21 protein-coding genes are annotated in these 26,857 nt (G+C 67.5%); 11 read left to right on the forward strand and 10 right to left on the reverse strand.

Features of this window, described 5'->3' with window-relative positions; translation table 11 throughout:
- Positions 1–2: 2 nt before the first annotated feature.
- From AC1KVE_RS18910 to AC1KVE_RS18930, 5 genes are read right to left on the reverse strand one after another with little or no spacing between them, the layout of a single operon-like run.
- A complete protein-coding gene (locus tag AC1KVE_RS18910; protein WP_016902122.1) occupies positions 3–302 on the reverse strand; it encodes an STAS domain-containing protein in 300 nt (99 codons plus the stop codon).
- Entirely contained in the window at positions 292–954 is a 663-nt protein-coding gene (locus tag AC1KVE_RS18915) for an MlaC/ttg2D family ABC transporter substrate-binding protein (protein ID WP_024940545.1), read from the reverse strand. Before AC1KVE_RS18915 ends, AC1KVE_RS18910 begins: the two co-directional genes overlap by 11 nt.
- The gene (mlaD, locus tag AC1KVE_RS18920) at positions 951–1,496 is read right to left on the reverse strand and encodes an outer membrane lipid asymmetry maintenance protein MlaD (protein ID WP_016902127.1); all 546 of its coding nucleotides are present in this window, start codon (positions 1,494–1,496) and stop codon (positions 951–953) included. The genes AC1KVE_RS18915 and mlaD overlap by 4 nt, the downstream gene beginning before the upstream one ends.
- An 11-nt stretch (positions 1,497–1,507) precedes the next feature.
- A complete protein-coding gene (locus AC1KVE_RS18925; protein ID WP_016902129.1) occupies positions 1,508–2,257 on the reverse strand; it encodes an MlaE family lipid ABC transporter permease subunit in 750 nt (249 codons plus the stop codon).
- The gene (locus AC1KVE_RS18930; RefSeq protein ID WP_054592475.1) at positions 2,257–3,051 is read right to left on the reverse strand and encodes an ABC transporter ATP-binding protein; all 795 of its coding nucleotides are present in this window, start codon (positions 3,049–3,051) and stop codon (positions 2,257–2,259) included. Before AC1KVE_RS18930 ends, AC1KVE_RS18925 begins: the two co-directional genes overlap by 1 nt.
- Before the next feature lie 235 nt (positions 3,052–3,286).
- Here AC1KVE_RS18930 and AC1KVE_RS18935 point away from each other — a divergent pair, with 235 nt between their 5' ends.
- Positions 3,287–3,574: a DUF6916 family protein gene (locus AC1KVE_RS18935; protein ID WP_024940543.1), complete on the forward strand. Its 288-nt coding sequence runs from the start codon at positions 3,287–3,289 to the stop codon at positions 3,572–3,574.
- On the opposite strand, the gene AC1KVE_RS18940 is transcribed toward AC1KVE_RS18935, so the two are convergent.
- From AC1KVE_RS18940 to AC1KVE_RS18955, 4 genes are all read right to left on the reverse strand, one after another.
- The gene (locus AC1KVE_RS18940) at positions 3,567–4,136 is read right to left on the reverse strand and encodes a GNAT family N-acetyltransferase (protein WP_184515098.1); all 570 of its coding nucleotides are present in this window, start codon (positions 4,134–4,136) and stop codon (positions 3,567–3,569) included. The two genes, AC1KVE_RS18935 and AC1KVE_RS18940, sit on opposite strands and share 8 nt — an antisense overlap.
- 4 nt (positions 4,137–4,140) lie before the next feature.
- Positions 4,141–4,680, reverse strand: a complete 540-nt coding sequence (locus tag AC1KVE_RS18945) for a phage tail protein (protein WP_481092483.1) — start codon at positions 4,678–4,680, stop codon at positions 4,141–4,143.
- Positions 4,681–4,739: 59 nt separating this feature from the next.
- Positions 4,740–5,267: a phage tail protein gene (locus AC1KVE_RS18950; RefSeq protein WP_024940540.1), complete on the reverse strand. Its 528-nt coding sequence runs from the start codon at positions 5,265–5,267 to the stop codon at positions 4,740–4,742.
- 65 nt (positions 5,268–5,332) lie between these two features.
- Entirely contained in the window at positions 5,333–5,878 is a 546-nt protein-coding gene (locus tag AC1KVE_RS18955) for a phage tail protein (RefSeq protein ID WP_024940539.1), read from the reverse strand.
- 550 nt (positions 5,879–6,428) lie between these two features.
- Between AC1KVE_RS18955 and AC1KVE_RS18960 the strand changes: the two genes are divergently transcribed.
- From AC1KVE_RS18960 to AC1KVE_RS18995, 8 genes are all read left to right on the forward strand, one after another.
- On the forward strand, positions 6,429–11,360 hold the full coding sequence (locus AC1KVE_RS18960) for a putative Ig domain-containing protein (protein ID WP_481093096.1): 4,932 nt from the start codon (positions 6,429–6,431) through the stop codon (positions 11,358–11,360).
- A gap of 360 nt (positions 11,361–11,720) precedes the next feature.
- The gene (gene recC, locus AC1KVE_RS18965) at positions 11,721–15,125 is read left to right on the forward strand and encodes an exodeoxyribonuclease V subunit gamma (RefSeq protein ID WP_481092482.1); all 3,405 of its coding nucleotides are present in this window, start codon (positions 11,721–11,723) and stop codon (positions 15,123–15,125) included.
- Entirely contained in the window at positions 15,122–19,432 is a 4,311-nt protein-coding gene (locus AC1KVE_RS18970; RefSeq protein WP_481092481.1) for a UvrD-helicase domain-containing protein, read from the forward strand. Before recC ends, AC1KVE_RS18970 begins: the two co-directional genes overlap by 4 nt.
- 353 nt (positions 19,433–19,785) lie before the next feature.
- A complete protein-coding gene (gene recD / locus AC1KVE_RS18975; RefSeq protein WP_481092480.1) occupies positions 19,786–21,903 on the forward strand; it encodes an exodeoxyribonuclease V subunit alpha in 2,118 nt (705 codons plus the stop codon).
- A gap of 24 nt (positions 21,904–21,927) precedes the next feature.
- Positions 21,928–22,986: a virulence RhuM family protein gene (locus tag AC1KVE_RS18980; RefSeq protein ID WP_481092479.1), complete on the forward strand. Its 1,059-nt coding sequence runs from the start codon at positions 21,928–21,930 to the stop codon at positions 22,984–22,986.
- A gap of 48 nt (positions 22,987–23,034) precedes the next feature.
- Positions 23,035–23,325 carry a HigA family addiction module antitoxin gene (locus tag AC1KVE_RS18985; RefSeq protein WP_481092478.1) on the forward strand — a complete coding sequence of 97 codons (291 nt, stop codon included), beginning with the start codon at positions 23,035–23,037 and terminating at the stop codon, positions 23,323–23,325.
- A gap of 155 nt (positions 23,326–23,480) precedes the next feature.
- A complete protein-coding gene (locus AC1KVE_RS18990; protein ID WP_456362977.1) occupies positions 23,481–23,957 on the forward strand; it encodes a hypothetical protein in 477 nt (158 codons plus the stop codon).
- Positions 23,954–24,346: a hypothetical protein gene (locus tag AC1KVE_RS18995; protein WP_481092477.1), complete on the forward strand. Its 393-nt coding sequence runs from the start codon at positions 23,954–23,956 to the stop codon at positions 24,344–24,346. Before AC1KVE_RS18990 ends, AC1KVE_RS18995 begins: the two co-directional genes overlap by 4 nt.
- Before the next feature lie 424 nt (positions 24,347–24,770).
- Here the strand turns inward: AC1KVE_RS18995 and AC1KVE_RS19000 are convergent, their stop codons facing one another.
- Positions 24,771–25,103 carry a lipoprotein gene (locus AC1KVE_RS19000; RefSeq protein ID WP_039513672.1) on the reverse strand — a complete coding sequence of 111 codons (333 nt, stop codon included), beginning with the start codon at positions 25,101–25,103 and terminating at the stop codon, positions 24,771–24,773.
- A gap of 319 nt (positions 25,104–25,422) precedes the next feature.
- Here AC1KVE_RS19000 and AC1KVE_RS19005 point away from each other — a divergent pair, with 319 nt between their 5' ends.
- Together AC1KVE_RS19005 and AC1KVE_RS19010 are read left to right on the forward strand one after the other, a co-directional pair.
- Entirely contained in the window at positions 25,423–26,187 is a 765-nt protein-coding gene (locus AC1KVE_RS19005) for a hypothetical protein (RefSeq protein WP_184457539.1), read from the forward strand.
- Between the two features lie 24 nt (positions 26,188–26,211).
- Entirely contained in the window at positions 26,212–26,811 is a 600-nt protein-coding gene (locus AC1KVE_RS19010; protein ID WP_456362976.1) for a hypothetical protein, read from the forward strand.
- Positions 26,812–26,857 lie beyond the last annotated feature (46 nt).

The following is a 26,857-nucleotide window of genomic DNA, read 5'->3' on the forward strand; positions in this document are numbered from 1 at the left end:
GCTCAGGCCTGGAAATCGAAAGTAGGGGACAAACGGTAGGCGGCACGCAATTCGTCCAGACCGGACGCTTCACCCACCACCGTGACAGGACCGGCACCGCTGCTGCGCACACGTGCAGCCAGTTCGGCCAGCATCGCCACGCCGGCACTGTCCAGGCGTTGTACACCCGACAGGTCCAGCGTGCGAATGCCGTCCAGCTGCGCGATCGCCTGCGGCCAGGCCGCAGTGACCGCGTCGCGGTCGAGCACGCCGGTGAGTACCAGCGTGTCGCCATTGCGTTGCACGGAGCTGTTACTTGCCATTGGCCGGTGCCGGACCGACCTGCAGATTGCCGCTACGCAGCTCTGCGGCGACCTTGGCGATGCCCTTCTCGCGCAGCGGGCCGTCGAACTGGGTCTTGAAGGTCTGCACGTAGGAGATGCCTTCGATCATCACATCGAAGATCTTCCACTGGCCACCAACGTTACGCATCATGTAGTCGACCGGGGTCGGGTCGTTGCCGGCGCGCAGCAGGTCGGTAGACACCTTGACGCCGCGGTTGCCCGGCAGCGCGCTCTCGGACTTGGCGCGGAAGGTCGGCTTGCCTTCGAAGTTCAGCAGCGCGGTGCCGTAACGCTGCATCAGGTTGTCGGCCAGCGCATCGGCGAACAGCTTGACGTCCGCATCGGAGGCGCCACGGCCGTTGACGCCCAGCACCAGGCGGGCCGAGTAATCGCGGTCGAAGGCCTTGTTCAATTCGCCATTGATGTACTGGCGCAGGGCGGCCGGGTTGCTGCGGAACTCGGCGCGGCGCTGATCCAGCGTGCTCAGGATGCGGGTGCTGCTGTCGATGACGGTCTTGGTCGCCGCGCCCTGCGCAGGCGCGCTGGCGGCAGCCGGCTGCGCCAGCACGGTGGCCGGTGCGCACACCAGCAGGGTCGAGGCCAGGATGGCGGAAAGCAGGGTGGTCTTCATTGGTGTGGTTCCGTAGAGGGAGAAGCGGTCTGGGCAGGCGCCGGGGCCTGGCCATCGGTGGCGGCCGGGGCATTGCTGCCACCACCGCCACCACTGAACATGTACTTGCCGACCAGCTGCAGCAGATCCACCGCCGGCTGGGTGAAGCCGATTTCTTCGCCCGGCTTGAGCGTCTCCGGGTCGCCGCCCGGCTGCAGCCCGATATAGCTCTCGCCCAGCAAACCGCTGGTGAAGATGCCGGCGGAGGTGTCGGCGGGCAGATCCTTGTATTTGTTGTCCAGCGACAGGGTGACCACCGAGTCGAACTTGGTCGGGTCCAGGCTGATGTCGGACACCTTGCCGATGGTCACGCCGCCGATCTTCACCGGCGCCTGTGCCCGCAGCTGGCCGATCTGGCTGAAGCGTGCGGTCAGCGTGTACTGGCTGGAGCCGAAGCCCCAGCGCTGGTTGGTCGAGGCCACCGCCAGCACCAGCAGCGAGGCCAGGGTCAGCAGCAGAAAGGCGCCGACGGCGAATTCGAGTCGTGGTCCACGCATGGCCATAGTTATTCCACTCACCTAAACAACATTGCAGAAAGGACGAAGTTGAACATCAGCACCAGCAGCGAGGCGTTCACCACCGCACGGGTGGTGGCGATCGAGGTGCCTTCGATGGTCGGCTCGGCGTGGAAGCCCACATAGGCGGCGACCAATGCGGCCGTGCCGCCGAAGATCGCCGACTTGAGCATCGCCACGCCGAAGTCGTCCCAGAAGTCCACGCTGTTGCTCAACCCCGACCAGAATGTGCCGTTGTCGATGCCCAACACGTGTACGGCCTCGAAGTAGCCGCCGGTGATGGCCAGCGAGCAGAACACGCCGGTGAGCAACGGCACCGTCAGCACCGCCGCCCAGAAGCGCGGTGCCACCGCCTTGGCCACCGGATCGATGGCCATCAGCTCCAGCGCCTTGATCTGGTCGGTGGCGCGCATCAGGCCAAGCTCGGCCGCGATCGAACTGCCGGCCCGGCCGATGAACAACAGCGCGGTCAGCACCGGTGCCAGTTCGCGGTACAGCGACAGCCCCAGCAAGGTGGACAGCGCATCCGACGCACCATAGGTGGTCAGCGTGCGGTAGCCCTGCAGGGTCAGCACCAGGCCGACGAAGGCGCCGCCGACGGCGATGATCGGCAGCGAGCGCGCACCGACCTTGTAGATCTCGCGCACCAGCTCGGCGATGAAATCGCGCGTGGGTACCGAGCCGCGCAGCACGGTCAGCGAGAACAGCCCGGCGCGGCCGAAGGCGCGGATCGAGTCGACCATGGCCATCAGGCAGCACTCCGGTCGCGCCGCGGCGCCGCATCGAAGGCGATCGGGCCATCCGGCTGGCCATGCAGGAACTGCTGCACCAGCGGGTCGGTGCTGTCCTGCAATTGCTCAGGCGTGCCGGCGAACACGATGCCGCCATTGGCGATGACCACCGCCTGGTCGCTGATCGGCAGGGTTTCGTGCACGTGGTGACTGACGATGATGCTGGTCAGGCCAAGGCTGTCGTTGAGGCGCTGGATCAGGCTCATGATCACGCCAGACGCGATTGGGTCCAGCCCGGTCAGCGGTTCGTCGTAGATCATCAGCGGCGGGTCCAGTGCCAGCGCCCGCGCCAACGCCACACGCCGCGCCATGCCGCCGGACAGTTCGCGCGGCCAGGCATCGGCGGCGGCCAGCAGGCCCACCGCATGCAGCTTCATCTGCACCAGGCGCTGCAGCACCGGCGCCGGCAGGCGAGTGTGGGTGCGCAGCGGCAGCGCGACGTTGTCGGCCACGCTCAGGTCGGTCAGCAGGCCATTGCCCTGCAGCAGCACGCCGACATTGCGACGCATCTCCAGCAGTGCACGATTGCCATGCGGGATCGCGCTGCCGAACAGGGTGACCGTGCCGGCAACCGGACGCAGCTCACCGGTCAGTGCGGCCAGCAAGGTGGACTTGCCGCTACCAGAAGGACCGAGCACGGCCGTAATGCTGCCGCGCGGCACATCGAGCGAGACGTCGCGCAGGATCGTGCGACCGCCGCGATCGATGCGGACACCGGACAACTGCACGACAGGGGATGCGGACGCCGTCATCGAAGCCTTTAACAGAATTCCAACGCGATAGAGTAGCCGTCATCCGGCTGAACATAACCGAACCGGCGCGTGCAGTATTGTCGCATGACGCCTGTACTGCAGCAGACGCGTCACCGCCAGCGCGTATGCAACAGGCCGTCTCATGCATGACGCAATGCAATCTTCGAACGCGCAGGTGTTGTGGCAGGTATGCCCTACGTGGATGATCGGATTCCCGGCCGACCATGAGCACAAAATGGACTTACTGACCCTGGAGCACTTTGCAGGCAGCGTCAACGACACGTTCTCGGCTGCATTGAACGAAGGCGAGGTTCCATTCGTGCTGGTCGAGGCGCGCGCGCTGCCCACCACGCACGCGGTGCATCGCGCGCCATTCTCGCTGCTGTTCCGCAACAGCTCGGCATTTCTGTTTCCGCAGCAGACCTATCGGTTACGTCACACGCGGCTGGGCGAGATCGGCATCTTCCTGGTGCCGGTGGCGCGCGAGCGCGACGGGTTTCTGTATCAGGCGATCTTCAACTGAGCTGCGTGACCGCGTCTGCTTCGGTGCCGCGCCAATGCATTGCCAGATGCGTATCGCCGGAATCGCCGGCGACAAACCCCAGACGCGCATAGAGACGTTGGGCAGCTGGATTGGCATGCAGAACGTGCAGCGATAAGCCGCATCCCGCTGCACATGCGCGTGTTTGCGCCTGCACGATCAACGCAGTGCCGATGCCTTTACCGCGCCAGGCCGGCATCAGGCTGATATCGATCACTGCGTGTTGCGACGGTGCGCGCTGCAGATACAGCCGGCCGATGCGTTCGTGCTGCCACTGCACGACCATAAAGTCCGCATCGGGAAAATGGCGCAGATAATGCGCGCGCTGCAGGGCGAACTGCTGATCCAGAAACGCGCGCTTGGTTGCGTCCGGCCAGGGCACCTGCGCCAGCTCTTCGCTGCGCGTGCTCGCGTAGAGATCCTGCAGCCAGGGTAGATCGGCATCCTGCTCGGCCCGCAATGCGATGGCATGCGCATCCGGTACAGCGGCCTGGCCTGCACCCAATGATGCTGTCATCACCTTGCTGGAAAGCAGGCGTGCCATGACCTCAACCGAAGTCTGGGTAGTCGCCGTACAACGCAATGCAGAAGTTCACTGCCAGATAGGGCTGCTGGTTCTCGTGCGCTACGCCATTGCCGGTTGGCAGCAGCGCGGTCGGCGAGAACTGCGTATCAGGCTGCGTCACCGTCACGAATGGACGTGCGGTGCTGCTGCTCATCGTCGACAGTGCCGCACCATTGGCGGGTGTGCCGGTCTTTTTGGTCGAGTCTGCTTGTGAAAATGCGTTGATGCCGTGTTGGTGCGGCGGAATTTGATTGCTCAGCAGGCCCACCCCGGCTGTGCCGAACGTGTCACCACGCTGCCGGTTGCTCAGTCCGCCGCCCTGGCCTTGCTGGCAGCCGGCGCGTGCGCAGAAGTTGGGCAACTGGAACGTACTGGAGCCGTTGCCGCCATAGGCGACACCCAGCAGCGAGTACAGCGCAGTGTTCTGAACGATTGGCAATGTGGCGCCATTGCACAGCGCCCAGCCGACGGGATTGAAATCGAAGCCGAACAGCTGGATTTCGCCGGTATAAGGTTCGGTCATGAACGCATTCCTCCGATGGAACGGGTGGGCGTCGCGATGAGCGCAGTGCGCCGAATCGATCAGCTCTGCTGTGGAAAAATGCCGGCGGTGGAGATGCAGTACTGCACCGTCAAGGTCGGCATAGTGTTGTCGTGCGCCTGGCCGCCGCCGGTGATCGTGGTCGATTGCGTCGCCATCGGCGCTGCCGTGGCACCGGTCGTATCGGTCGCGTAGAACACGTCGCCGGTCACTGTGCCGGGCAGCAATCCCGCAGGCGCGGTCGCGGTGGCGGCAGTGGGTGTAGCGACCAGCGTGTGCGTGTGCGCCGGCATCTGCAGGCTGTCGAGCGTCACCGTTTCGGTGCCAGAGGTGTGGGCAATGACGTAGTTGCTCAGACCAGGGCCCTGGCCCTGGTGCAGCGGCACGCGTCCGCGCAGGTCCGGTACCGCAAAGGTGTTCTGCCCGTCACCGCCATAGAGCGTGCCTATCAGCACGAACAGGGTCTCGTACTCGGAGATCGACAGCAGGCTGCCGTCGCAGGCCTGCCAGCCCTGCGGGGTGCGGCCGAAGCCGAACATGCGGATCTCGCCGATGAATGGAGTGGCCATGGTGTCCTTCCTGGTCTGTGATGCCGCGCCGTCATCGGCACGCAGCGTGTAGAAGTGCCGGCGAACTAGCTACGCGAGGGAAAGATGCCGGACAGCGCAATGCAGAAATTGATCGTGGTGTAAGGCTGCATGTTTGGATGCGGTTGGCTGCCGCCGGCAGGGCCTACCGACTTCGGGTCCAAGGACACCAGCGTCCCCGGTGCCGCATAGAGCGCAGTGGCCGGACCCGTGGTGCTGGCATTGTTGCCGAAGTTGCGGCCAGAAGGACTGCGGTTATTGCCCGTAGTGCTGGTGGATTCCAGCAGGTGGGTATGTGCGGGCAAATTGCTTGGCAGCAGCGTCACGTTCTCGCTGCCAGCCATCTGGCCCAGTGGCGGCACCGGCGGTTGCCAGCTCGGATCCGTTGACGGTGCGAAGCCGATGGGCGTGCGCCCGCGCATGTCCGGCAAGCCAAAGGTAGTGCGGCCGTCGCCACCGAAACGCGTACCAAGCAAGCTGAAGAGTGCCTGGTTTTGATTGACCGGCAGCAGTTGGCCATTGCACTGCGCGAAATACTTGGGCGCAAACGCAAAGCCGGTCATCATGATCTGACCCAAGAAGAACTCACTCATGCGGACTTCCTTCCCGTAAGTGCAACGTCGACTGCGTGTCGGAATAATTTGCACAAATACATGTCATGTTTGGATAGAGCAAGTCTCAACTATTCAGAATTGGGATGAAGTATTAAGTTTTTGTTCTTTATTCGTTAGTCAGTTCCTGTTCAAATACCCTCGCAATGTCGAAGGGAGCAATCCCGCTAGGGCGACGTTGCCTTCAGGCACGAGGATCGTTGCCGGCGCCGGGGATGGTGCTTCTGCAGGGGTGTGGACAGTGAATAAGCAGCGTAGGTTTCCAGCGGACGCCACCGGCGGCCGCGCACGTCTGGCCGTGATGTTTGTCCTGTTCGCGATGATGCTCTTGGCGCCAGGCTGGGCGATGGCGCAAGCCTCGACCTACTGCCCGACGCTGAACGCCACCGTGGTGCAGGGCGGTTCGGTACAGATCGACGTGACGACCTGCGATGGCACGGGAGCAGACGATATCGGCATCGGCTGGAACGGCGTGCAACCCCCGCACGGCACGCTCGTGGTGCCCAATCCGAGTGGCGCGCAGGGTACGCAGATCGTCACCTACACCCACAACGGTGACAGCGCCACCAGCGATACGTTCCCGCTGGAAGATGGCCGGGGCGACACCATCACCGTCAACATCACCATCACTCCTAACCAGCCGACGCTGTCGATCAACGACGTGTCGGTGAACGAGGGCAATGCCGGCACCACCAATGCCACCTTCACCGTCTCGCTCAGCCAGCCGGCCGGCACTGGCGGCGTCAGCTTCGATATCGCTACCGCCGACGGCACCGCCACTGCCGGCGTGGACTACGTTGCCTCCAGCCTGACCGGGCAGACCATCCCCGCCGGCAGCAGCAGCGCCACCTTCACCGTGCTGGTCAACGGCGACACGCTCAGCGAGCCGAACGAGACCTTCTTCGTCAACGTCAGCAACGTCACCGGGGCGAGCGTGGGCGATGGCCAGGGCCAGGGCACCATCGTCAACGACGATGCGCTGCCCGCACTGTCGATCGACGACGTCAGCGTCAATGAAGGCAACAGCGGCACCACCACGGCCACCTTCACGGTGAGCCTGAGTGCGGCCAGCGGCCAGACCGTGTCGGTCAATTACATCACCGCCGATGGCACCGCCACCGCCGGCAGCGACTACGCCGCCCGCTCCGGCACGCTGACCTTCGCGCCGGGCGTTACCGCGCAGGGCGTGGCGATCACCGTCAATGGCGACACCGCGGTCGAACCCAACGAGACCTTCAGCGTCGGCCTGTCCGGCGCCAGTAACGCGAGCATCGCCCGCGCCACCGGTACCGGCACCATCGTCAACGACGACGTGGTGGTGGTGGTCGGGCCGGCATCGCTGCCGGCGGCGACCGCGGGCAGCGCCTATAGCCAGACCCTGAGCGCCAGCGGCGGCACCGCGCCGCACACTTTCGCCATCACGGCCGGTGCGTTGCCGGCCGGGTTGAGCCTGAGCGCTGGCGGCGTGCTGTCCGGCACGCCCACCGCCAGCGGCGGCTTCAACTTCACCGCGACCGCCACCGACAGCGGCGGCAGCCCCACCAGCGGCGCCCGTGCTTACACGCTGACCGTGGCCGTGGCCACGACCACCTTCCCGGCGACCAGCCTGCCGGCCGGCACCGCCGGCCAGGCCTATTCGAGTGCGCTCAATCCGGCGACCGGCGGCGTTGCGCCGTACACCTACGCCGTCACCGCCGGTGCCTTGCCGGCGGGCATCACGCTCGACGGCAGCAGCGGCGCCCTGACCGGCACCCCCAGCAGCGTGGGCAGCTTCAGCTTCAGCGTGACCGCCACCGACAGCACCACAGGCACGCCGTCGCAGGCCACACGTGGCTACACCTTGACCATCGCTGCGCCGCCGATCGTGGTCGCGCCGTCCACGCTGCCGGCCGCCACCCGCGGCACCGCCTACAGCCAGACCCTGAGCGCCAGCGGCGGCACCGCGCCGTATACCTACGCGCTCGCCAGTGGCACGTTGCCGGCAGGCATCACCCTGGCCAGCAACGGCACGCTGTCGGGTACCGCCACGGTGGAAGGCAGCTTCAACCTCACCGTGACCGCGACCGATGCGGGCAGCTTCACCGGCAACCAGGCCTACACCCTGACCGTGGCTGGCCCGAATCTGGTCTTGCCTGCCAGCACCTTGCCGGCAGGCACGGCCGGGCAGGCGTACTCCGCGGCGATCACGCCGGCCACCGGCGGCACGGCGCCTTACAGCTATGCATTGACCGGCGGTGTCCTGCCGGCGGGTGTGGTGGTGGACGCGGCCACCGGCGCGCTCAGCGGCACGCCGACCGTGGCAGGCACGTTCAACTTCACCCTGACCGTGTCCGACAGCACGCCCAGCCCGGCGGCGCAGGCCAGCCGCAGCTACACGCTGACCATCGCGGCACCTGTGGTCGTGATCGCGCCCACCACGCTGCCGGCCGCCACCCGCGGTACCGCCTACAGCCAGACGTTGAGCGCCAGCGGCGGCACCGCGCCGTACACCTATGCAGTCAGCGCGGGCAGCCTGCCTGCCGGCATCACGCTGGCCAGCAACGGCACGTTGTCGGGCACCGCCACGGTGGAAGGCAGCTTCAACGTCACCGTGACCGCGACCGACGCGAACACCTTCACCGCCACTCAGGCCTATGCACTGACCGTGGCCGGCCCGAACCTGGCGTTGCCGGCGAGCACCTTGCCGGCAGGCACGGCCGGGCAGGCGTACTCTGCGGCGATCACGCCGGCCACCGGCGGCACGGCGCCTTACAGCTATGCATTGACCGGCGGTGTCCTGCCGGCGGGTGTGGTGGTGGACGCGGCCACCGGCGCGCTCAGCGGCACGCCGACCGTGGCGGGTACGTTCAACTTCACCCTGACCGTATCCGACAGCACGCCCAGCCCGGCGGCGCAGGCCAGCCGCAGCTACACGCTGACCATCGCGGCACCTGTGGTCGTGATCGCGCCCACTACGCTGCCGGCCGCCACCCGCGGTACCGCCTACAGCCAGACCCTGAGCGCCAGCGGCGGCACCGCGCCGTACACCTATGCAGTCAGCGCGGGCAGCCTGCCTGCCGGCATCACGCTGGCCAGCAACGGCACGTTGTCGGGTACCGCCACGGTGGAAGGCAGCTTCAACGTCACAGTGACCGCGACCGACGCGAACACCTTCACCGCCACGCAGGCCTATGCACTGACCGTGGCCGGCCCGAACCTGGCGTTGCCGGCGAGCACCTTGCCGGCAGGCACGGCCGGGCAGGCGTACTCCGCGGCGATCACGCCGGCCACCGGCGGCACGGCGCCTTACCGCTATGCACTGACTGCGGGCGCATTGCCCAATGGCGTGATTGTCGATGCAGCGACCGGCGCGCTCAGTGGTACGCCGACCTTGTCCGGCACCTTCAACTTCACCCTGACCGCCACCGACAGCACCCCGAGCCCGGCTGTGCAGGCCAGCCAGAACTACTCGGTCACCATCGCGGCGGCAACGCTGGTGCTGGCGCAACCGACCCTGCCACCGGCGGTGCGCGGCAGCGCGTACAACCAGGTGATCACGGCCAGCGGCGGCGTTGCGCCCTATCGCTACAGCATCGCCAGCGGCACGTTGCCGACCGGCCTGACGCTGGCCAACGACGGCACGCTGTCAGGCACGCCGACGACGCAGGGCACCTCGTCCTTCACCATCGCGGTGGCCGATGCCGGCAATGCCAGCGCCACCCAGGCCTACAGCTTCACGGTGAGCGATGCGGCGCCGGTGGCGGTGGCGGATGTGGCGGCCACCATGAGCGATGCTGCGGTGACGGTGGCGGTGACCGCCAACGACACCGGCAACATCACCGCGATCGCCATTGCCGCTGCGCCGACCAACGGCACCGCCGTGGTCAACGGGCTGGAGCTGGTCTACACGCCGGCCGCCGGTTTCGTCGGCACCGATGTGGTGAGCTACACGGTCACCGGTAGCGGCGGCACCTCGGCGGCGGCCACCGTGACCATCGCGGTCAATGCGCGGCCGGTTGCGGTGTCGGTGACTGCGGCGGCAGTGCCGGGCGAGGCGCAGCAGGTCGACCTGACCCGCAATGCCACCGGCGGGCCGTTCGTGGCGGCGGCCGTGGTCGCGGTGCTGCCTGCGTCGGCCGGTACCGCCACCATCACCCAGGTTGGTGGTCTCGCCACCGCGGCGGCGGCACGTGCTTCGGGCCCGTCGCCGGCGGCTGCTGCAATGGCCGAGACGCCGACCTTCATGCTGACCTTCACCCCGAACCCGGCCTTCGTCGGCCAGGCCACGGTGCAGTTCACCTTGTCCAACGCGTTCGCCACCTCGGTGCCGGCCAACGTGGTGTTTACCATCGCGCCGCGCCGCGACCCCAGCGTGGATGCGGAAGTGCGTGGCCTGATCGATGCGCAGTCCGAGTCCACGCGGCGTTTTGCGCGGGCGCAGATCGACAACTTCCAGCGCCGTCTGGAAGCCACCCATCGCGGCGGCAGCACCTTCAGCAACGCGGTGAGCTTCCAGCCGACCTCGCATTGCCGCCAGGCCGACCGCGGCATCAGTGCGCAGCCGTGCAGCCCGGACACGCAGGAGGCCGACAACGACTTCCGCGATGCGCCGGCAGTGGCCAGCAGCGGCACCAGCACTGCGCAGGGCCAGGGCGATCTGGGGCTGTGGGTGGGTGGTGCGATCCGCTCGGGCAGCCTGGACAAGCAGTCCAACAGCAACGGCGTGGACTTCCAGACCGACGGCCTGAGCGTGGGCGCCGATTACCGGGTGGCGCAGTCGTTGGCGATCGGTGCGGGCCTGGGTTGGGGCCGCGACGACAGCGATGTGGGCAGGAACGGCAGCCACTCCAAGGCAACCGCCTACACCATGGCGTTGTATGCCAGCTTCCATCCGGGCAAGGCGTTCTTCTTCGACACCCTGGTCGGCTACCAGCTGCTGTCCTACGACCTGCGTCGCTATGTCACCGACGACGCCTCGATGGCCGAAGGCAACCGCGACGGCAAGCAGTGGATCGCCTCGCTGTCCACCGGTGCGGACCTGCAACGCGGCGAGCTGCAGATCACCCCGTATGCGCGTGTGGATTTGGCGCGCGCCACGCTGGATGGCTATGTCGAAGATGGCGTGGCGCCGTTCGCGCTGCGCTATGACGACATGGACGTGGCCACCACCACCGGCAACCTGGGCCTGCGCCTGGAATGGCGCCGCGAAGTGGCCTGGGGCCGGCTGACCCCGCAGTTGCGCGTGGAATATCAGCGCGACTTCCAGGGCCGCGGCGATGCCACGCTGAGCTACGCCGATCTGAACGGTGGGCCGTTCTACCGCGCGGGCCAGAGCGCGTTCGATCGCAACCGCCTGATGGTGGGCATCGGCGCGGCGTTGCTGACCGAGCAGGGCCTGTCGACGCGGCTGGAATACCGCGGCATCACCGATGGCGACAGCAACAACGATCAGACCTGGATGATCAACCTGGAAAAGAAATACTGATCGTCTCCAGCGTCATGCTCCAAGCCAACGCGATGGGCCGGGCGAAGACCCCGGCCCATCGCTTTTTGTGATGCCGCCGCAGGGGTATTGCATGGCGGTGCCGGCGCCTGGAGGCGCGTTGGTCGACGGCGGCTTGCAGCGATATCGCCGAGCGCCGCGGCCGCACGGCATCGCAGGCAATCGGCAATTCGCTCGTGCCTGCTGCATTCGGGTGCAGTAGCTCCAGCGTGTCGGCCGTCATCGCCACGGTTGGCCGCGCGCCTGCCCACTCCAGTACGGCCCGAACAGCGGCGCCACTCGCTGCGCGCCGCCCTGGGCCAACAGCGCAGCACGGCCGCATCCGGCACAATGCGCATACGCATGCACGCCACTTCCGCGCCCGATTTCCGCCTCTATCCCTCAAATGCGCTGGATACGCTGGCTGCCTTGCTCGCACAGGAGCTGCGCCGGCCGGTGCCGGAGCAGCCGTTGCTGCAGCCGGAGGTGGTGCTGATCCCGCAGGTGGCGATGCGGCGCTGGCTGCAGTCCACGCTGGCGGCCGAGCACGGCGTGGCGGCCAATCTGGAATTCCTCACCCCCGGCGAATTCGTCGCGCGCGCGCTGGAATGCAATCTCGGCCCGGCCGACGACGATCTGGACATGGCGACCACGCAGTGGCGCCTCTATACCGCCTTGCAGGCCGATCTGGGCAGCGACGCGGCGTTGGCGCCCCTGGCCGGTTATCTGTCCGATGGCGACGCGCTCAAACCCTGGGCGCTGGCCGGCGAGCTGGGCAATGTGTTCGAGAAGTACCAGGCCTGGCGACGCGACTGGTTGCTGCGCTGGGAAGGCGGCGCCGACCCCGATGATCCGCAGGCGCGGCTGTGGCGCAGCATCGCCACCGGCCGGCAATACCGCGCGCGCCGCATCGGCCAGTATCTGGATCGCTACGCGCGCCCGGACGGCCCGCTGCCGCAGGGCTTGCCCGGGCGCCTGTTCGCCTTCGCCATCTTGAATATTTCGCCCGACGTGCTGCGCGTGCTGGCCACGCAGGCGCGCGTGGGCACGCTGCATTTCTACCTGCCAACGCCCACGCAAGGTTACTGGGGCGATCTGCAGACCCTGTGGCAGCGCCGTCGCGAAGACGGTGCGGTGCAGCTGTTTGCCGAGCAGGTGCAGGAAAACCCGCTACTGCAGGCCTGGGGCGCGGCCGGGCGCGACTTCATGGCATTGGTCGGCGACTACGAGGTGGTGCACCCGCTGGCCGAGATCGCCGCCTACGCCGACCCGCTGGAGTCCGGCCGCCGCGCACTGGCCGACGGCGGCCTGGGCGACAGCCTGCTGCGGCGCATGCAGAGCGACCTGTTCCATCGCCGCGCGCCCAGCGTGCCTGCCGCGTTGCCGGCGGTGAATCTGCACGACCCCAGCCTGCAGGTGCACGCCTGCCACACACGGCTGCGCGAGCTGCAGGTGCTGCACGACCAGCTGCGCGCCTTGCTCGACGATGCGCGCTTCGACCCGCCGCTGCAGCCGCGCGAGATCGCGGTGCTGTCGCCAAATATCGACCCGTACGTGCCGTATCTGGACGCGGTATTCGGCAGCCACGGCAACGACGACGCGCTGCCGTATGCACTGGCCGATGCCAGCCCGTTGGCCAGCGAGCCGCTAGCCGAAGTGTTCCTGAGCTTGCTCGGCCTGCCGATCGCACGCTTCGGCCTGCACGAGATCCTCGACCTGCTCGCCAGTGCGCCGATCGCCGAGGCCGCCGGCCTGGACGAAGCCGGGCTGGAACGTCTGCGCAGCTGGCTGCATGCGGCCGGCGCGCGCTGGGGGCTGGATGCGGCGCACCGGCGCCAGCATCAGGCACCGGGCGACGACGCCTACACCTGGCGCTTCGCGCTGGACCGGCTGCTGCTCGGCCATGCCAGCGGCGCCGACGACGATATCGAGGGTGTGGCGCCCTGGCCGCAGCTGGAAGGCAGCGCGCTGGCCGCACTGGATATCTTGTTGAAGCTGCTGCGTGTGCTCGAACGCCACCAGTCCGTGTTGGCCGAGGCGATGACGCCGGTCGAGTGGCGCGAGCGGCTGCTCGGCCTGCTGGAGGCGCTGATGCCAAAAGCACCTTCGGCACCGCGTGCGCAGCGCGCGCTGGACCGCTTGCGTAGCTTGATCGACCAGTTCGCCCGCGATGCAGTGCGCGCCGAGTACGCAGGCAGCGTGCCGGCCGAGGTGGTGCGCGCGCATTTTGCTGCGGTGCTGGGCGAGTCGGACACGCGTGCGCCGCTGCTCACCGGCGGCATCAGTTTCGGCCGCATGGTGCCGATGCGCTTGCTGCCATTCCGCGCGATCTGCCTGCTCGGCATGAACGATGGCGACTTCCCGCGCCGCGACCCGGCCGCCGGGCTCAATCGTCTCACTGCAGAACTGGGCACCGAGCGTCGCCGGCACGGCGACCGTTCAACCCGCGAGGACGACAGGTTCCTGTTCCTGCAGTTGTTCGCCTCCGCGCAGGAAGTGTTCTACCTGAGCTATCTCGGTGCCGATGCGCGCGACGGCAGCGCGCGCGAACCGTCGGTGCTGGTCAGCGAGCTGCTGGGCAGCGCCGCGCAGTACCACGCCGACCCGGCGGCAATCGACACGCTGGTGGTGCACCACCCGTTGCAGCCATTTGCCGCCGCCGCCTTCGGTGCGCCGGGCGATCACGGCGCCGACCCGCGCCGTTTCAGCTATCGCCGGCAGTGGCGCCCCGCGGTGGACAGCCTTACCGGCCAGCGCCAGCCGCTGGCGCCCTGGGTGGCCGGTGCGTTGCCGGCCGATGACATCGCAGTGCCGACGAATGTGTCGATCGACGAACTGCGCCGCCTGTTCGCCGACCCGGCCGGGCAGTTCCTGCGCCACCGCCTGGGAATGCGCCTGCCGGATCCGGCCGGCGAAGACAGCGATCTGGAGCCGCTGCTCGCGCCCACGCGCGGGCTGGAGCAATACGGCCTGCAGCAGCATGTGTTCGACGCCGCGCTGGCCGGCGACACCGAGCGGCTCTACGAGCGTCTGCGCGCGCGCGCGTTGCTGCCGTCCGGGCCGCTGGGGCGACGCCAGCTCGATGAGCGGGTGGCGCAACTGCGCCCGTATGCCGAGGCATTCCGGCACTGGCGCGGCGAGGCGCCGGCGCAGTCGCGCCGGTTGCAGGTGCAGATCGGCCAGACCGAGGTGCACGGCCGTGTGCCCGGCTGGTATGCGAGCGGGGTGGGGCGGGTGCAGGTCGGCGCGCTCAGCGGCCGCAGCGCGATCCGCCACGGCCTGGAATGGCTCCTGCTGCGCGCCGCCGGCGAGCACGCGCCGTATGTGCGCTTCTTCGAAGACGAAGACGGTTTAGGCCCGCATCCCATCGATGCCGAACCGCTGTCGCAGACCCAGGCGCAGGGCGCGTTGGCTGCGCTGCTGCAGGTATACCGGCAGGGCTTGCAGACGCCGCTGGCGTTCGCGCCCTACAGCAGCTGGAAATACCACCAGGCCGCGCGCAGCGACGACCTGGACAAGGCCATCAAGGACGCCGCCGGGCAGTGGCAGTCCAGCTTCGGCTGGAGCGAATCGCACAGCCCGGAACTGCGCCTGGTCAACCGCGGCCGCGACCCGTTCGCCGACGCGCAGCGCTTTGCCGATTTCGCCATCACCAGCCATCGCGTGTACGACCTGCTCGGGCGCGGCAACGCCGATGCCACGCTGGATCCGGAGCGTCTGATCGAGAGCTGGCGCCACTGGCATGGCGCGCAGGAAGAGGCCGAATGAGCGCCAGCCCGGTCACCGACCCGTATCTGCAGCTGCCGCTGCATGGCGTACGCCTGATCGAGGCCAGCGCCGGCACCGGCAAGACCTTCACCCTGGCCACGCTGTTCACCCGGCTGGTGGTCGAGCGTGGCCTGCGCATCGGCCAGATCCTCGCCGTCACCTTCACCGAGGCCGCCACCCAGGAACTGCGCCGCCGCATCCGCGAGCGCCTGGTGCTGGCCGCGACGCTAGTCCCCGACGCCCCCGTAGGAGCGGCCCCGGCCGCGACTGACTTCGCCGACGACCCGTCGCGGCCAGGTCCGCTCCTACACGAAGCGCCCGACGCCTTTGTCGCCACGCACCTGGCCACTGACACCGAAACACCCACCGCCCCCGTAGGAGCGGCCCCGGCCGCGACCGACCTCACCGACGACCCGTCGCGGCCAGGTCCGCTCCTACAGGACGCGCCCGACGCCTTTGTCGCCACGCACCTGGCCCCTGGCACCGAAACACCCACCGCCCCCGTAGGAGCGGCCCCGGCCGCGACTGACCTCGCCGACGACCCGTCGCGGCCAGGGCCGCTCCTACAGGACGCGCCCGACGCCTTTGTCGCCACGCACCTGGCCCCTGGCACCGAAACACCCACCGCCCCCGTAGAAGCGGCCCAGGCCGCGACCGACCTCGCCGACGACCCGTCGCGTCCAGGTCCGCTCCTACAGGACGCGCCCGATGTGCTGCTTACGCGCGCCATCCTCGCCACCCACCTGGCCACCGGCACCGAAACACCCGCCGCCCTGCGCCGCCGCCTGCAACAGGCGGTGGAAGAAATCGACCTGGCCGCCGTGTTCACCATCCACGGCTTCTGCGCGCGCGTGCTGCGCGAGCATGCGCTGGAAAGCGGCCAGGCTTTCGCCGCACCGGAACTGCTCGCAAACGACCGCGAACTGCTCGGCGAAGTCGCCGCCGATCTATGGCGCCAGCGCGCCGCCGATGCGGCAATGGCCGAAGACCTGATCGCGCTGTGGTCGGGCGGCCCCGATGCATTGGCCAGCGATCTGCGCGCCTTGGTGCGCCATCCAACGCTGCTGCCGGCCGCCGCCACGACAAACGACGATTCCGCTGCGCTGCTGCAAGCGGTGCAGGACGCCAGTACTGCACTGGCCGCGGCATTCCAGGCGCACGGCAGCGCGTTTTTCGACACCATCATGGCCGCCATCGACGGCGGCATCCTGAGCAAGGTCAGCTACAAGCCCGAGTGGCTAACAGCGTTGTGGCACTGGTTCGACAGCTTCGCCGCCGCACCATCGATGCACGCAACGCCGCACGCCAAGCTGATCAAACTCACCGCCGCGGAACTGGCCGCCGGCACCAACAAGAAGTTCGTCGATCGCACCCCGGCCTCGCCGCTGAGCCACGAGATCGACGGCTATCTCACCGCGCTGGCCGGTGTCGAAGCATGGCGCAGCCGTCGCCGCATCTGCCTGCTGCACGCCCTGCGCGAGGACGCCATTGCGCGGCTGGCATTGCTCAAGCGCCAGCGCCGCGTGCAGACCTACGACGACCTGGTCGATGGCGTCGCGCACGCGCTGGAAGGCGCGCAGGCGCAGGCGCTGGTCACGCGGCTGCGCGCGCAATACGCCATCGCGCTGGTGGACGAATTCCAGGACACCGACGACCGCCAGTGGGCGATCTTCTCCAACGTGTTCGGCGAAGGCGCGCTCGCACGCGCCACCGGCCTGGAGCCGGCGCTGTTTCTGATCGGCGACCCCAAGCAGGCCATCTACGGCTTCCGTGGCGGCGACGTGCGCACCTATCTGGCCGCCGCCGTCACTGCTGAACTCGCCCCGCCGCTGAGCCACAACTTCCGCTCGCGCCCCGGCGTGCTGGCGGCCATCGACGCGCTGTACGCGCAGGCCGGCTACACCGACGCCTTCCTCACCGATGGCATCGCCTTCCACCCGGTGCGGCCCGGCACCAAGCGGGTGGATGCCGACCTGCAACGCGATGGCGGCCCCGCCCCGGCGCTGACGCTGTGGCGCGCCCCGGACCCGCCGCCGCCACCTGCCGCGGCAGCGGCAAAAACCAAGCAAGCAGGAAAGCCCAAACCCTGGAGCGCCAACCGCGCCCGCGAGCTGGCCACCGCCGCCTGCGTGGCGGCGATTCGCGGCTGGCTGGCCGGCGGCCGCGATGGCACCGCCACCGTCAATGGCCGCCTGGTGCAGGCCGGCGATATCGCCGTGCTGGTGCGCAGCCACGGCGAGGCCACGCGCATGCAGCAGGCGCTGGGCGCGGTGGGCATCCCCGCCGTGGCGGCCGGCAAGCAGAGCCTGTTCGCCACCGACGAAGCGCTGGAGCTGCTGGCCCTGTTGCAGGCCTTGCTCGACCCGGGCGACGACAGCCGCCTGCGCGCCGCGCTGGCCACCGTGCTGATCGGCGCGGACGCCGCCGCCATCGCCGCGCTCGCACACGACGGCGAGCGTCACCGCCGCTGGCAGCAGCAGGCGCTGGACTGGCGCGAGCGCTGGCAACGCGGCGGCCCGCTTGCCCTGATCGGCGACCTGGGCGCCGCGCACGGGCAACGCCTGCTCGCCCTGGTCGATGGCGAGCGCCGCCTCACCAACTACCTGCAGCTGGCCGAACTGTTGCAGGAGGCCGACGCCCGCGCACTCGGCCCGCACGGCCTGGTCGATTGGCTGTCGCGCCGCATCGCCAATGCCGACGACAACGACGAAGCCCAGCAGCTGCGGCTGGAGTCGGACGCGCGCCGCGTGCAGATCGTCACCCTGCACAAGAGCAAGGGCCTGGAATATCCGCTGGTGTTCCTGCCGTACATCGGCATCGGCCGCAGCGACAAGGGCGCCGGCCGCCATTGCGTGGTGCATGCGCCCGAGCTCGGCCGCCAGCTGCACTGGAAGACTGATAAAGACGACCCGACCTGGAGCGCCGCCGAAGCGGCCTGGAAGCAGGAACAACGCGCCGAAGACGCACGCCTGCTCTACGTCGGCCTGACCCGTGCCGAGCACGCGCTGTGGATCGCCAGCGGCCCGTTCCACCAGCACGAGCGCACCGCACTGTCCGGCATGCTGCGCGCGCTGGACGCACTGCAGGGCACGGCCGGCGAGGGCGCAGTGGTGGTCGATATGTCCACGCCGCCCACCAACCTGCCGCGCCTGCCGCCGCCGGTCGAGGCGCAGGTGCCGCCTGCGCGCGCGCCGCAGCGGCATATCGCCCCGGACTGGTGGGTCTACAGCTTCACCCAGCTGGCCAATGCCGATGCCGGCGCCGCCACCGACCCGATGGCCAGCGCCACGGTGGTCGGCAGTGGCGGCAGCGACGAGCCGTCCGGCAGCGAGGCCGTTGCGGTGGCCGCCGAGGTCGACGCCTTCGACCCGCGCTTTGCCGGCAACCGCTTCGGCGTGGTGATGCATGACGTGTTCGAGCGCTGCGACTTCGCCGCCTGGCAGGCCTGGCGCCCCGGTCTGCCCGCACCCGAAGGCCAGGCCGCCGCCATCCTCGAGGCGCTGCAGCGCGGCGGCTACGTCGAGAAGGAATGGGACGACGGCCTGGCCATGCTCACCGCGCTGATCGGCCACACCCTCACCGTGGCCCTGCCCGAAGGCACCACCCTGGCCGCCGTGCCCGCGCCGCAGCGCCGCAACGAGATGGAATTCCACTTCGCCATGCGGCCCACCCGCGTCGATGCGCTGCTAGCGTTGCTGCACCGGTTTGGCGTGGTGAGCGACCGCCAGGCCTTCGGCGCACGCCAGCGGCTGGAAGGCCTGATGACCGGCCTGATCGACCTCACCTACACCGTGGACGGGCGCTGGTACGTGCTCGACTACAAGTCCAACCGCCTGCCCAGCTACGACGCCGACGCCCTGGCCCGCGCCATGGCGCACAGCGAGTACGAATTGCAGGCGCTGATCTACACCGTCGCCTTGCACCGCTGGCTGCGTTTCCGCCTGGGCGATGGCTACGACTACGCGCGCGACTTCGGCGGCGTGCGCTACCTGTTCTGCCGCGGCCTGGACGCCACCCGCAACCCCGCAGCCGACTCCAGCTCTATCTCCGGTTCCGGTTCTGACTCCGGTTACGACTCCAACTACGACTCCGTCAACGGCGCCAGAGCCGCCTCCGATTCCGACCCCGTCAATGGCGCCAGCTCCATCTCCGATTCGGGTTTCGACGCCGTTAACCGCGTCACGCCCGCACCCGGCATCCACGCCTGGCGCTTCGACCCGGCGCTGGTCCAAGCCCTGGACGCCTTGTTCGCCGGCAGCGCCCCGGAGCCGACATCCAGCAACCCAGGCACGCCCGATGCCCGCTAGCGCACAGCCCCTTACCGCTGACGCACCAAAGCCCCGCTCTCCCCGGGGCGATAAGGCACTGGCTGCGCGCCACTGGCGCGCGTGCCTTGGAGCGCCCGCGCCGCTGGCGCGGGCTGGGGCGCGGAGCGGGGGTTGGGGTGAGGGTACGTCCGCCGCCGAAGCATCCAAGCCATGACCCTCCAGACCGCACGCCCGATCAGCGCTGTGCGCACGCCCCACTCCCCTCGGGGCGGGCAGACACCGCTTGCGCGCACTTGCGCGCGTGCCTGGCAGTGTCTGCGCCACGCCGCGCGGGCCGGGGCGCGCAGCGGAGGTTGGGGTGAGGGCGCATGTGCCCGGGAGGCGTCCACCGCATGAACCACCCAACCCTCTTCAACGCCCTGATCAAGGCCGACGCCCTGCGCCCGCTGGATCTGGCCTTCGCCCAGAGCCTGCAACGCCTAGCCCCGGACACCGACTCCCAGGTGTTGGCCGGCGCCGCACTCGCCTCGCTTGCCGTCACCAGCGGCCACGCAGGGCTGGACCCCAGCCGCGCCGGCATGCTGCTGGACACGCGCGAGGGCCCAGCGCCCGCACTCCCGGACCCAGGCGATTGGCAACGCACCCTGGCCGCCTCGCGCTGGGTCGACCAACCGAATCCGCAAGACCCCGCCGCCGCCGACTGCCCGCTGGTGCTGGAACGCGGCCTGCTCTACCTGCGCCGCTACCGCGAGTACGAGCGCCGCCTGGCGCTGGGCCTGCAACGCATCGCCGCCCAGTCGCCGCCCCCCTTCGACGCCGCCACGCTGGCCCCGCTGTTCGCGCAGCTATTCCCCCAGGCTTCCTCTCTCCACATGGGAGAGGGTGCCCGAAGGGCGGGTGAGGGCACGGGCCTGCCCGAGCCATCCGTCGACCAGGAAGGTGCGGCCCCACCGGCCCCATCCCACCACCCAGACCGCCAGGCCCAGGCCGCCGCCCTGGCGCTGCGCCGCACCCTGCTGCTGGTCACCGGCGGCCCCGGCACCGGCAAGACCACCACCATCGCCCGCCTGTTGCTGCTGCGCATCGCCCAGGCACACGCCTCTAACACCCCGGCCCCGCGCATCGCCCTGGCCGCGCCCACCGGTCGTGCCGCCGAGCGCATGGCCGAAAGCCTGCGCCTTGCGGTCACGCGCGCCATCGCTGGCGGCATCGACCCGGCCCTGGCCGATGCGCTGCCCAATGGCGCCAGCACTCTGCATCGCCTGCTCGGCGTCATCCCGGATTCCCCGCACTTCCGCCATCACGCCGACAACCCGCTGCCGTTGGACCTGATCGTCGTCGACGAAGCCTCCATGGTCGACCTGCCGCTGATGTGCAAGCTGGTCGAAGCCGTGGCCGATGGCACCCAGCTGATCCTGCTCGGCGACGCCGACCAGCTGCCCTCGGTGGAAGCCGGCGACGTGCTCGCCGCCATCCTGCAGGCCGCCGGCCCCGGCGATGCCCTGCAGCCGCAGGACGCACAGGCACTGCAAGCGCTGCTCGGCAACGCGCCCAGCGCCACCCACGGCGGCGGCCTGGCCGGCCACCGCGTGCACCTGCTGCGCGGCTACCGGCAGGCGCACGACTTCGCGCTCGCCCCATTGGCCGACGCCGTGCGCGCCGGCGACGCCGACACCGCCCTGGCCCTGCTGCGCAGCGGCGAGCTGGCCGGCGTGCACTTCCACGAAGATGGCGAAGACCCGCTCACCCTGGGCCGCGACGCACTGCTCGCGCACTGGCGCGCGCTGGCCGACGCGCAAGACCCGGCCGCCGCCCTGCGCGATGCCGCGCGCCTGCGCCTGCTCACCGCCGTGCGCGCCGGCCCGCAGGGCGCACGCGGCCTCAATGCCCGCATCGAACAACTGCTGGCCGAAACCGGCTCCGGCGCGCGCCGCCTCGGCGCCGCCTCTCCCTGGTTCCAGGGCCGCCTGCTGCTGATCACCGAAAACAGCTACCGCCACGGCCTGTTCAACGGCGACGTCGGCATCTGCCTGCGAAGCGACGCGAGTCCCTCTTCGGGGCGCAGCGACGAAGGCGCCTCTTCAGGGCCAGGCCAGTCCGTTGGCACCGCCAGCCGTGCCCAAGGCCCGTTGGTCGCCTGGTTCGAAGGCGACGGCGACGGCCAGGTGCGCGGCTTCCACCCCGCCGCGCTACCCGCGCACGAAAGCGCCTTCGCCATGACCGTGCATAAGGCCCAGGGCAGCGAATTCGACACCGTCTGGCTGCAATTGCCCACCCGCGACGCCCGCGTGCTCAGCCGCGAACTGCTCTACACCGGCATCACCCGCGCCCGCCGCGCCCTGCACCTGGCCGGCAGCGAAGCGGTCATCCGCAGCGCGCTGGCCCGGCACGCCGCGCGCATCTCGGGCCTGGCGTGGCGGTTGGGTGGGGAACAAATACGGCCCGCTGCTGAAATCGCACAGGACTTGCTAGAGGCACCGGTTGCACCGTTGCAAGGCTCGTTATTCTGATGACATCACGCGCTTGGAAATCGCATGAACACTGATGACAAGGATGCCCCTGCTTCCCAGCTGATCCTGTATCGCACCGACGATGCGCAAACGCGCGTCCAAGTGCGTCTGGAAGGCGATTCGGTTTGGTTGACCCAGGCGCAGATTGCAGAGCTTTACCAGACGAGTCCACAAAACATCACTCAGCACCTTAAAGCGATCTTTGAGGAGTCTGAGCTAGAGGAAGCAGCAACCTGTAAGGATTACTTACAAGTTCGCCAGGAGGGAGAACGGCAGGTTCGCCGGCAGCTTAGACACTACAGTCTGGACGCCATCCTGGCCGTCGGCTACCGCGTTCGCTCCCCGCGCGGTACGCAGTTCCGACAATGGGCCACCGCCCGGCTTACCGAGTATCTGGTCAAAGGCTTCGCCATCGATGACGAACGCCTCAAGCGTGGCCCTGATGACGGCTACTTTGAAGACCTGCTCGGCAAGATTCGCGACATCCGCTCCTCGGAGAAGATGTTCTGGCGCAAGGTGCTGGAGATCTACGCCACCAGCGTCGACTACGATGCCTCGGCCGAGGCCAGCCAGCGCTTTTTCGCTACCGTGCAGAACAAGATGCATTGGGCTGCGCACGGACACACTGCCGCCGAGCTGATCATGGAGCGCGCCGACGCAGGCAAGCCGCGTAGCGGGATGACCAACTGGGTTAGCGCTACGCCGCGTGCGTCCGACGCCACGGTCGCCAAAAGCTATCTAAATCCTGACGAGCTGGACGCACTGAATCGCATCGTCACTGCCTATCTGGAATTTGCGGAGCTTCAGGCGCTGAACCGCAAGCCCATGACCATGGCCGACTGGATCGCCAAGCTTGACGACTTTTTGCGGCTAAGCGACCGAGAAGTGCTCACCCACGCGGGCCGGGTCAGCCGTGAGCAGGCGCTGGAATTTGGTAAGGCGGAATTCGCACGCCACAAGCAGCAGAAGCTGGCCGAGCCCTCAGCGGTCGAGCGCGATTTCGACGCCGCTACGCGAGAGTTGAAGAAGATGGCACGTGCGCGGGGCAGTGGCGCAGCTGGCAAGAAGGCCGGAGATGCATAAACCCAGTCCCGGCATTGTCGATTACCACTGAGCACGAGGCATCTGTTCATGACAGTCCTACCCAACATCCACCCTGGCGAAATCCTGCTTGAGGAGTTCCTCGAGCCGATGGGCATCAGCCAGAACGCACTGGCGCGGGCTACCGATGTACCGCCGCGTCGCATCAACGAGATCGTGCTGGGCAAGCGCGGTATCACCGCCGACACCGCCGTGCGCCTGGCTGCAGCGCTGGGCACGACCGAGCGCTTCTGGCTGAGCCTGCAAGCCGATTACGAGCTGGAACAGGCGCACCGCGCGCTGGGCGATCTGCCATCGCGGATCAAGCGGCCCGCGGCTTGATCCGGGCTTCTTCCAGCACGCCGCATTGAGCAGGCAATTCAAGACCGTCATCTGATCTGGCTGGGCCGCTGCTCGGCATGGCAGCATGCAGCGTTGCTTGCGACAACGCCTGGCCGTTGGAAGCATGAGTCAACTCCCGAAACAGGACCGCACCGATGGACCGACGTCGCCGCAAACGCATGGAGCGCTATTGGGTGCGGGCAGAAGCCAAGGCGCGTGCAGCGGTTGACCGGTTGGACCCGGAAAGCTGGTTCGACCTGTGGCATACGCATGTGGACTGGAATGGCCGCGGCCACTCCTGTGTTGAGCATCGGCAGATGGTCAACGCGGTTGCAGTGCGCGTGTTGTGCTACCTGGAAGCACGTCTGGCGCAACGTGGGGCAGCGGTGCAACTGTGGGCAGACCTCAGTGAGGACACGATGGATACGGGCATCTACGCGCACTCTGCCAATCCGAATGGCACGAGCTTCCCGGCCGCCTTTCCCAACCTGGATTGGCAACTGGCTCTGCCTGCCGAGGTCGCAGCGATCCTGCCCGCCACGCATCGGGCCGGCACCGCGTCATGCGATGGCAGTACTTGGTATGTCGTGCAGCGTCAGCCAGCCGTGGTCGGCCCGGAGGCACGTCAATGAGTTCCACCGACAAAGCCCATCGCACCGCATTGCGTTATGCCGTCGGTGCTCGTCAGCCGCGTGTGGTCAAGGCGCCCGTCGCCGGCGCCGCCTATCGGCTAGCGCACGCCTGCTTCGGTTGCCGCAGAAGTTTCAAGATCGCTCCGCGCGAGCAGGTGGCCCCCTGTCCCGGCTGCGGTAACGCGCTGTGCGTGATGGGGCGTTCGTTCAAGGCACCCCCGGCCCGCAACCAAGCGCAATGGCGCAAGGTCGAGCGCTTGTATCGCGCTGGCTTTCGGTTCTTCAGTTACCGCAGCCACCCGTGCGTTGCTCTCCCAGCCAAGCTGTCGGAGGTCGATCGCTTCATCCGTGAGAACCCTGAGCACCCATTACGCCTGGGGGGTCATTGAGGCTGGCACGGCGTCACACCGCGAGGCCAGGCCTGCGCCTGACCTCGTCTGCCGTCTGGCAGGCCGGGCGGCTTACTTGCCCTTCTTTTCCTGCTTGGCCGCGCGCTTTTCCTTCAGCGTCTTGGTCGGCTCTTTCTTCTGGCTCTTCTTCTGGTCCATCCCCTTGCTCATGACACCCTCGTAGTTGCTGGATTGATCGGTCGGGCAGCGCCATGACCCTGGCGTGCCTGCGCACTGTAAGGCTTGCGCGGGGTGGAATGGCAGCGGCAGCGCAAGGCCGGGCGACGGGCGGCGTGTCCGGCCCGGCGTCTGCGCGAGGCAGCGTGCACCAGTAGCCCTTCGGCGTGGCCGGCTAGGCCACAAACGCAAACGCCCGCGTGCGGCCGGCAAGGTCCACACGCGGGCGCTGGCGACAGCGGCGGCCTTACTTGGCCGGCACGCGCTGGTACTGCTCGCCACCGGTGTTGAGGTGGCCGTTGGCCGCGTCGATGGCGAAGTTCACCGTCTCGCCATCGTTGGTGACCTGCAGCGCGCCGTCCTTGTAGACCGCCGGGTAGCTCTCGGTCTTGGGCTTGCGGCTGAAGAACTTCGGCGTGGTGCTGCGGACCATGAAGGTCTCGCCATTGCGCTCGATGTCCATCGTCTCTTCCTGCGTCTGCACGTTGACCCAGTGGCCGACGAACTTCTCGCCCTCCTCCTTGGCGCAACCGCTCACCAGCAGTGCCGCGGCCAGCGCGGTACCCATCCACTTCATCATCGTGTGTTCTCCAGTTGAGTCTGGAGCGAGGATGGCGGGTGGGGGATGTACGGCGGGTCAAGAGCCAGGAATGCTCCAAGGGGAGAACCGCCGCCGTCTCGGATGCGTCATTGGCAACGACGCTCCGCCCGGTCTGATGACGGGTCAAACCCGATCTGACTTGCCAACCCTTCAGGGGCGAGCGGAAGCTAGCGGTGCCATCGCGAGCACGGTGACGTTCGCAAAGCCGTTGCAAAGACATCCTGTTGCGACCAAGCCCCGACGAAGAACAACCGTTGAACCTCTCAACTACCGCCACATGAGTCGGAACAGTACAAAAATGTCAAAGGAGTATTCCTTCAACGACACTCACGCTGCGCATTCATCGCCATCAGCCGGCCTGTCGCCAAGGCGGATAAGCTGGCCTCGCATCCTGCGTGTTTGTTTACTTTTTGCGCCGTTGCTCGCCATCGTGCTGTTGGCAAAGCCGATCACTTCCTCCATTGCACGATCTGCCGAACAACCAGCACCACCGTCGCCGCCTGCAGCTCTATCGAAGCAGGACGTGATCCTGATCTGGGCAGCAGTCGCTGACCAGCGGTATCCCGTCTATTCTCCTGCCTCAGAGTCTGACGAGCCCCTCGCACGTGCAAAGCGTAAACCGGTGGTGCTGCTCGATCGATCTACCCAAACTTGCGCCGCCGATACAGCGGGGCAAGTGTGCGCCTCGAATCTGGATCAAAACTTACTTTCCTCCACGACTGCACACGCGTTCGTATCAGCACAGGCGCGACGGGCCCTATTGCTGGCAAATTCGGTTCCGGTGCAGGTACGGCTGCCCGAAAGCATCTATGTCCACGTGGCATCCACCGATCATGTCAACGCAGTGCTGACGGACATCAATTGGCCTGCGTTCTATAAAGCCTACCCAGGAACGGCCGGCTATCTACAACTCAGTGTGCCAGTCCCTGTCGATGGATCCCATGCGCTCGTATATGCCGAACAGCGTTGTCATGGACGGTGTGGCACCGGCATGCTCTATCTGCTCGCGCGCACCGAGAAAGGATGGAAGATCACCAAACGGCTTGAGCTATGGGTAAGCTGAGGTGGTCTTGAAGCAGCTGCCGAGATGAGTCTTTCAGATGCCACGGCCATGAATAAAGGAAGAATGATGAGCATGCGCGCCTGTCACTTGAATCCATATAGCGCCTTTGCTGCGGTGCTTTGTCTTTGTATGGCGGGATGCACTTCGCCCGCCAAGGCGGTTGCGTCGCAGCGCGAGCAGACTCGCCATAACGAGCAATCTGTCGCTGTTGATTGTCCCTCCAAAGATTTCGCAACGTTCCTTGAGCGCTATGCCGATTCTTCAGATGACAGTGTGCGTCTCCGCTTTACGGATGACCCGCTGGAATATGAGGTGCCAACGTATACGGTGGAGGACATGACTGATTCGTCCCCTCTTACGCACATCTCGAAAATAAAAGGTTCCTCCCGCTTTGAGCTATTCTCATATCGCTATTTCAGGAATGCCAAAGTCTTCGATCACATCGATCCTGGCGAAGCAAATCCGCAGCCGGAAGGCGACGCCGGATTCCCCTTTAAGATTGAGGCCGGCGTGGGTGGGGGGTACACCGTCTCTTTCGGCATGGAATATGAAGTGGATTCGTACCTGTTCAAACGTAGCAAAGGCTGTTGGCGCATGACGCGCGCGATCAACCTGAGAGACTGATAAGGAGTTGGTACATGGCTGCACAGGAAGCAACGCCCCAAATCCC

The sequence above is a fragment of the Xanthomonas sp. NCPPB 2864 genome, from assembly GCF_056675615.1.

Excerpts from the sequence above, each read along its gene's own strand:
- AC1KVE_RS18910 (WP_016902122.1), bottom strand. The coding sequence starts at position 302 with ATGGCAAGTAACAGCTCCGTGCAACGCAATGGCGACACGCTGGTACTC.
- AC1KVE_RS18915 (WP_024940545.1), bottom strand. The coding sequence starts at position 954 with ATGAAGACCACCCTGCTTTCCGCCATCCTGGCCTCGACCCTGCTGGTG.
- mlaD (WP_016902127.1), bottom strand. The coding sequence starts at position 1,496 with ATGGCCATGCGTGGACCACGACTCGAATTCGCCGTCGGCGCCTTTCTG.
- AC1KVE_RS18925 (WP_016902129.1), bottom strand. The coding sequence starts at position 2,257 with ATGGCCATGGTCGACTCGATCCGCGCCTTCGGCCGCGCCGGGCTGTTC.
- AC1KVE_RS18930 (WP_054592475.1), bottom strand. The coding sequence starts at position 3,051 with ATGACGGCGTCCGCATCCCCTGTCGTGCAGTTGTCCGGTGTCCGCATC.
- AC1KVE_RS18935 (WP_024940543.1), top strand. The coding sequence starts at position 3,287 with ATGGACTTACTGACCCTGGAGCACTTTGCAGGCAGCGTCAACGACACG.
- AC1KVE_RS18940 (WP_184515098.1), bottom strand. The coding sequence starts at position 4,136 with ATGGCACGCCTGCTTTCCAGCAAGGTGATGACAGCATCATTGGGTGCA.
- AC1KVE_RS18945 (WP_481092483.1), bottom strand. The coding sequence starts at position 4,680 with ATGACCGAACCTTATACCGGCGAAATCCAGCTGTTCGGCTTCGATTTC.
- AC1KVE_RS18950 (WP_024940540.1), bottom strand. The coding sequence starts at position 5,267 with ATGGCCACTCCATTCATCGGCGAGATCCGCATGTTCGGCTTCGGCCGC.
- AC1KVE_RS18955 (WP_024940539.1), bottom strand. The coding sequence starts at position 5,878 with ATGAGTGAGTTCTTCTTGGGTCAGATCATGATGACCGGCTTTGCGTTT.
- recC (WP_481092482.1), top strand. The coding sequence starts at position 11,721 with ATGCACGCCACTTCCGCGCCCGATTTCCGCCTCTATCCCTCAAATGCG.
- AC1KVE_RS18970 (WP_481092481.1), top strand. The coding sequence starts at position 15,122 with ATGAGCGCCAGCCCGGTCACCGACCCGTATCTGCAGCTGCCGCTGCAT.
- recD (WP_481092480.1), top strand. The coding sequence starts at position 19,786 with ATGAACCACCCAACCCTCTTCAACGCCCTGATCAAGGCCGACGCCCTG.
- AC1KVE_RS18980 (WP_481092479.1), top strand. The coding sequence starts at position 21,928 with ATGAACACTGATGACAAGGATGCCCCTGCTTCCCAGCTGATCCTGTAT.
- AC1KVE_RS18985 (WP_481092478.1), top strand. The coding sequence starts at position 23,035 with ATGACAGTCCTACCCAACATCCACCCTGGCGAAATCCTGCTTGAGGAG.
- AC1KVE_RS18990 (WP_456362977.1), top strand. The coding sequence starts at position 23,481 with ATGGACCGACGTCGCCGCAAACGCATGGAGCGCTATTGGGTGCGGGCA.
- AC1KVE_RS18995 (WP_481092477.1), top strand. The coding sequence starts at position 23,954 with ATGAGTTCCACCGACAAAGCCCATCGCACCGCATTGCGTTATGCCGTC.
- AC1KVE_RS19000 (WP_039513672.1), bottom strand. The coding sequence starts at position 25,103 with ATGATGAAGTGGATGGGTACCGCGCTGGCCGCGGCACTGCTGGTGAGC.
- AC1KVE_RS19005 (WP_184457539.1), top strand. The coding sequence starts at position 25,423 with ATGTCAAAGGAGTATTCCTTCAACGACACTCACGCTGCGCATTCATCG.
- AC1KVE_RS19010 (WP_456362976.1), top strand. The coding sequence starts at position 26,212 with ATGAGTCTTTCAGATGCCACGGCCATGAATAAAGGAAGAATGATGAGC.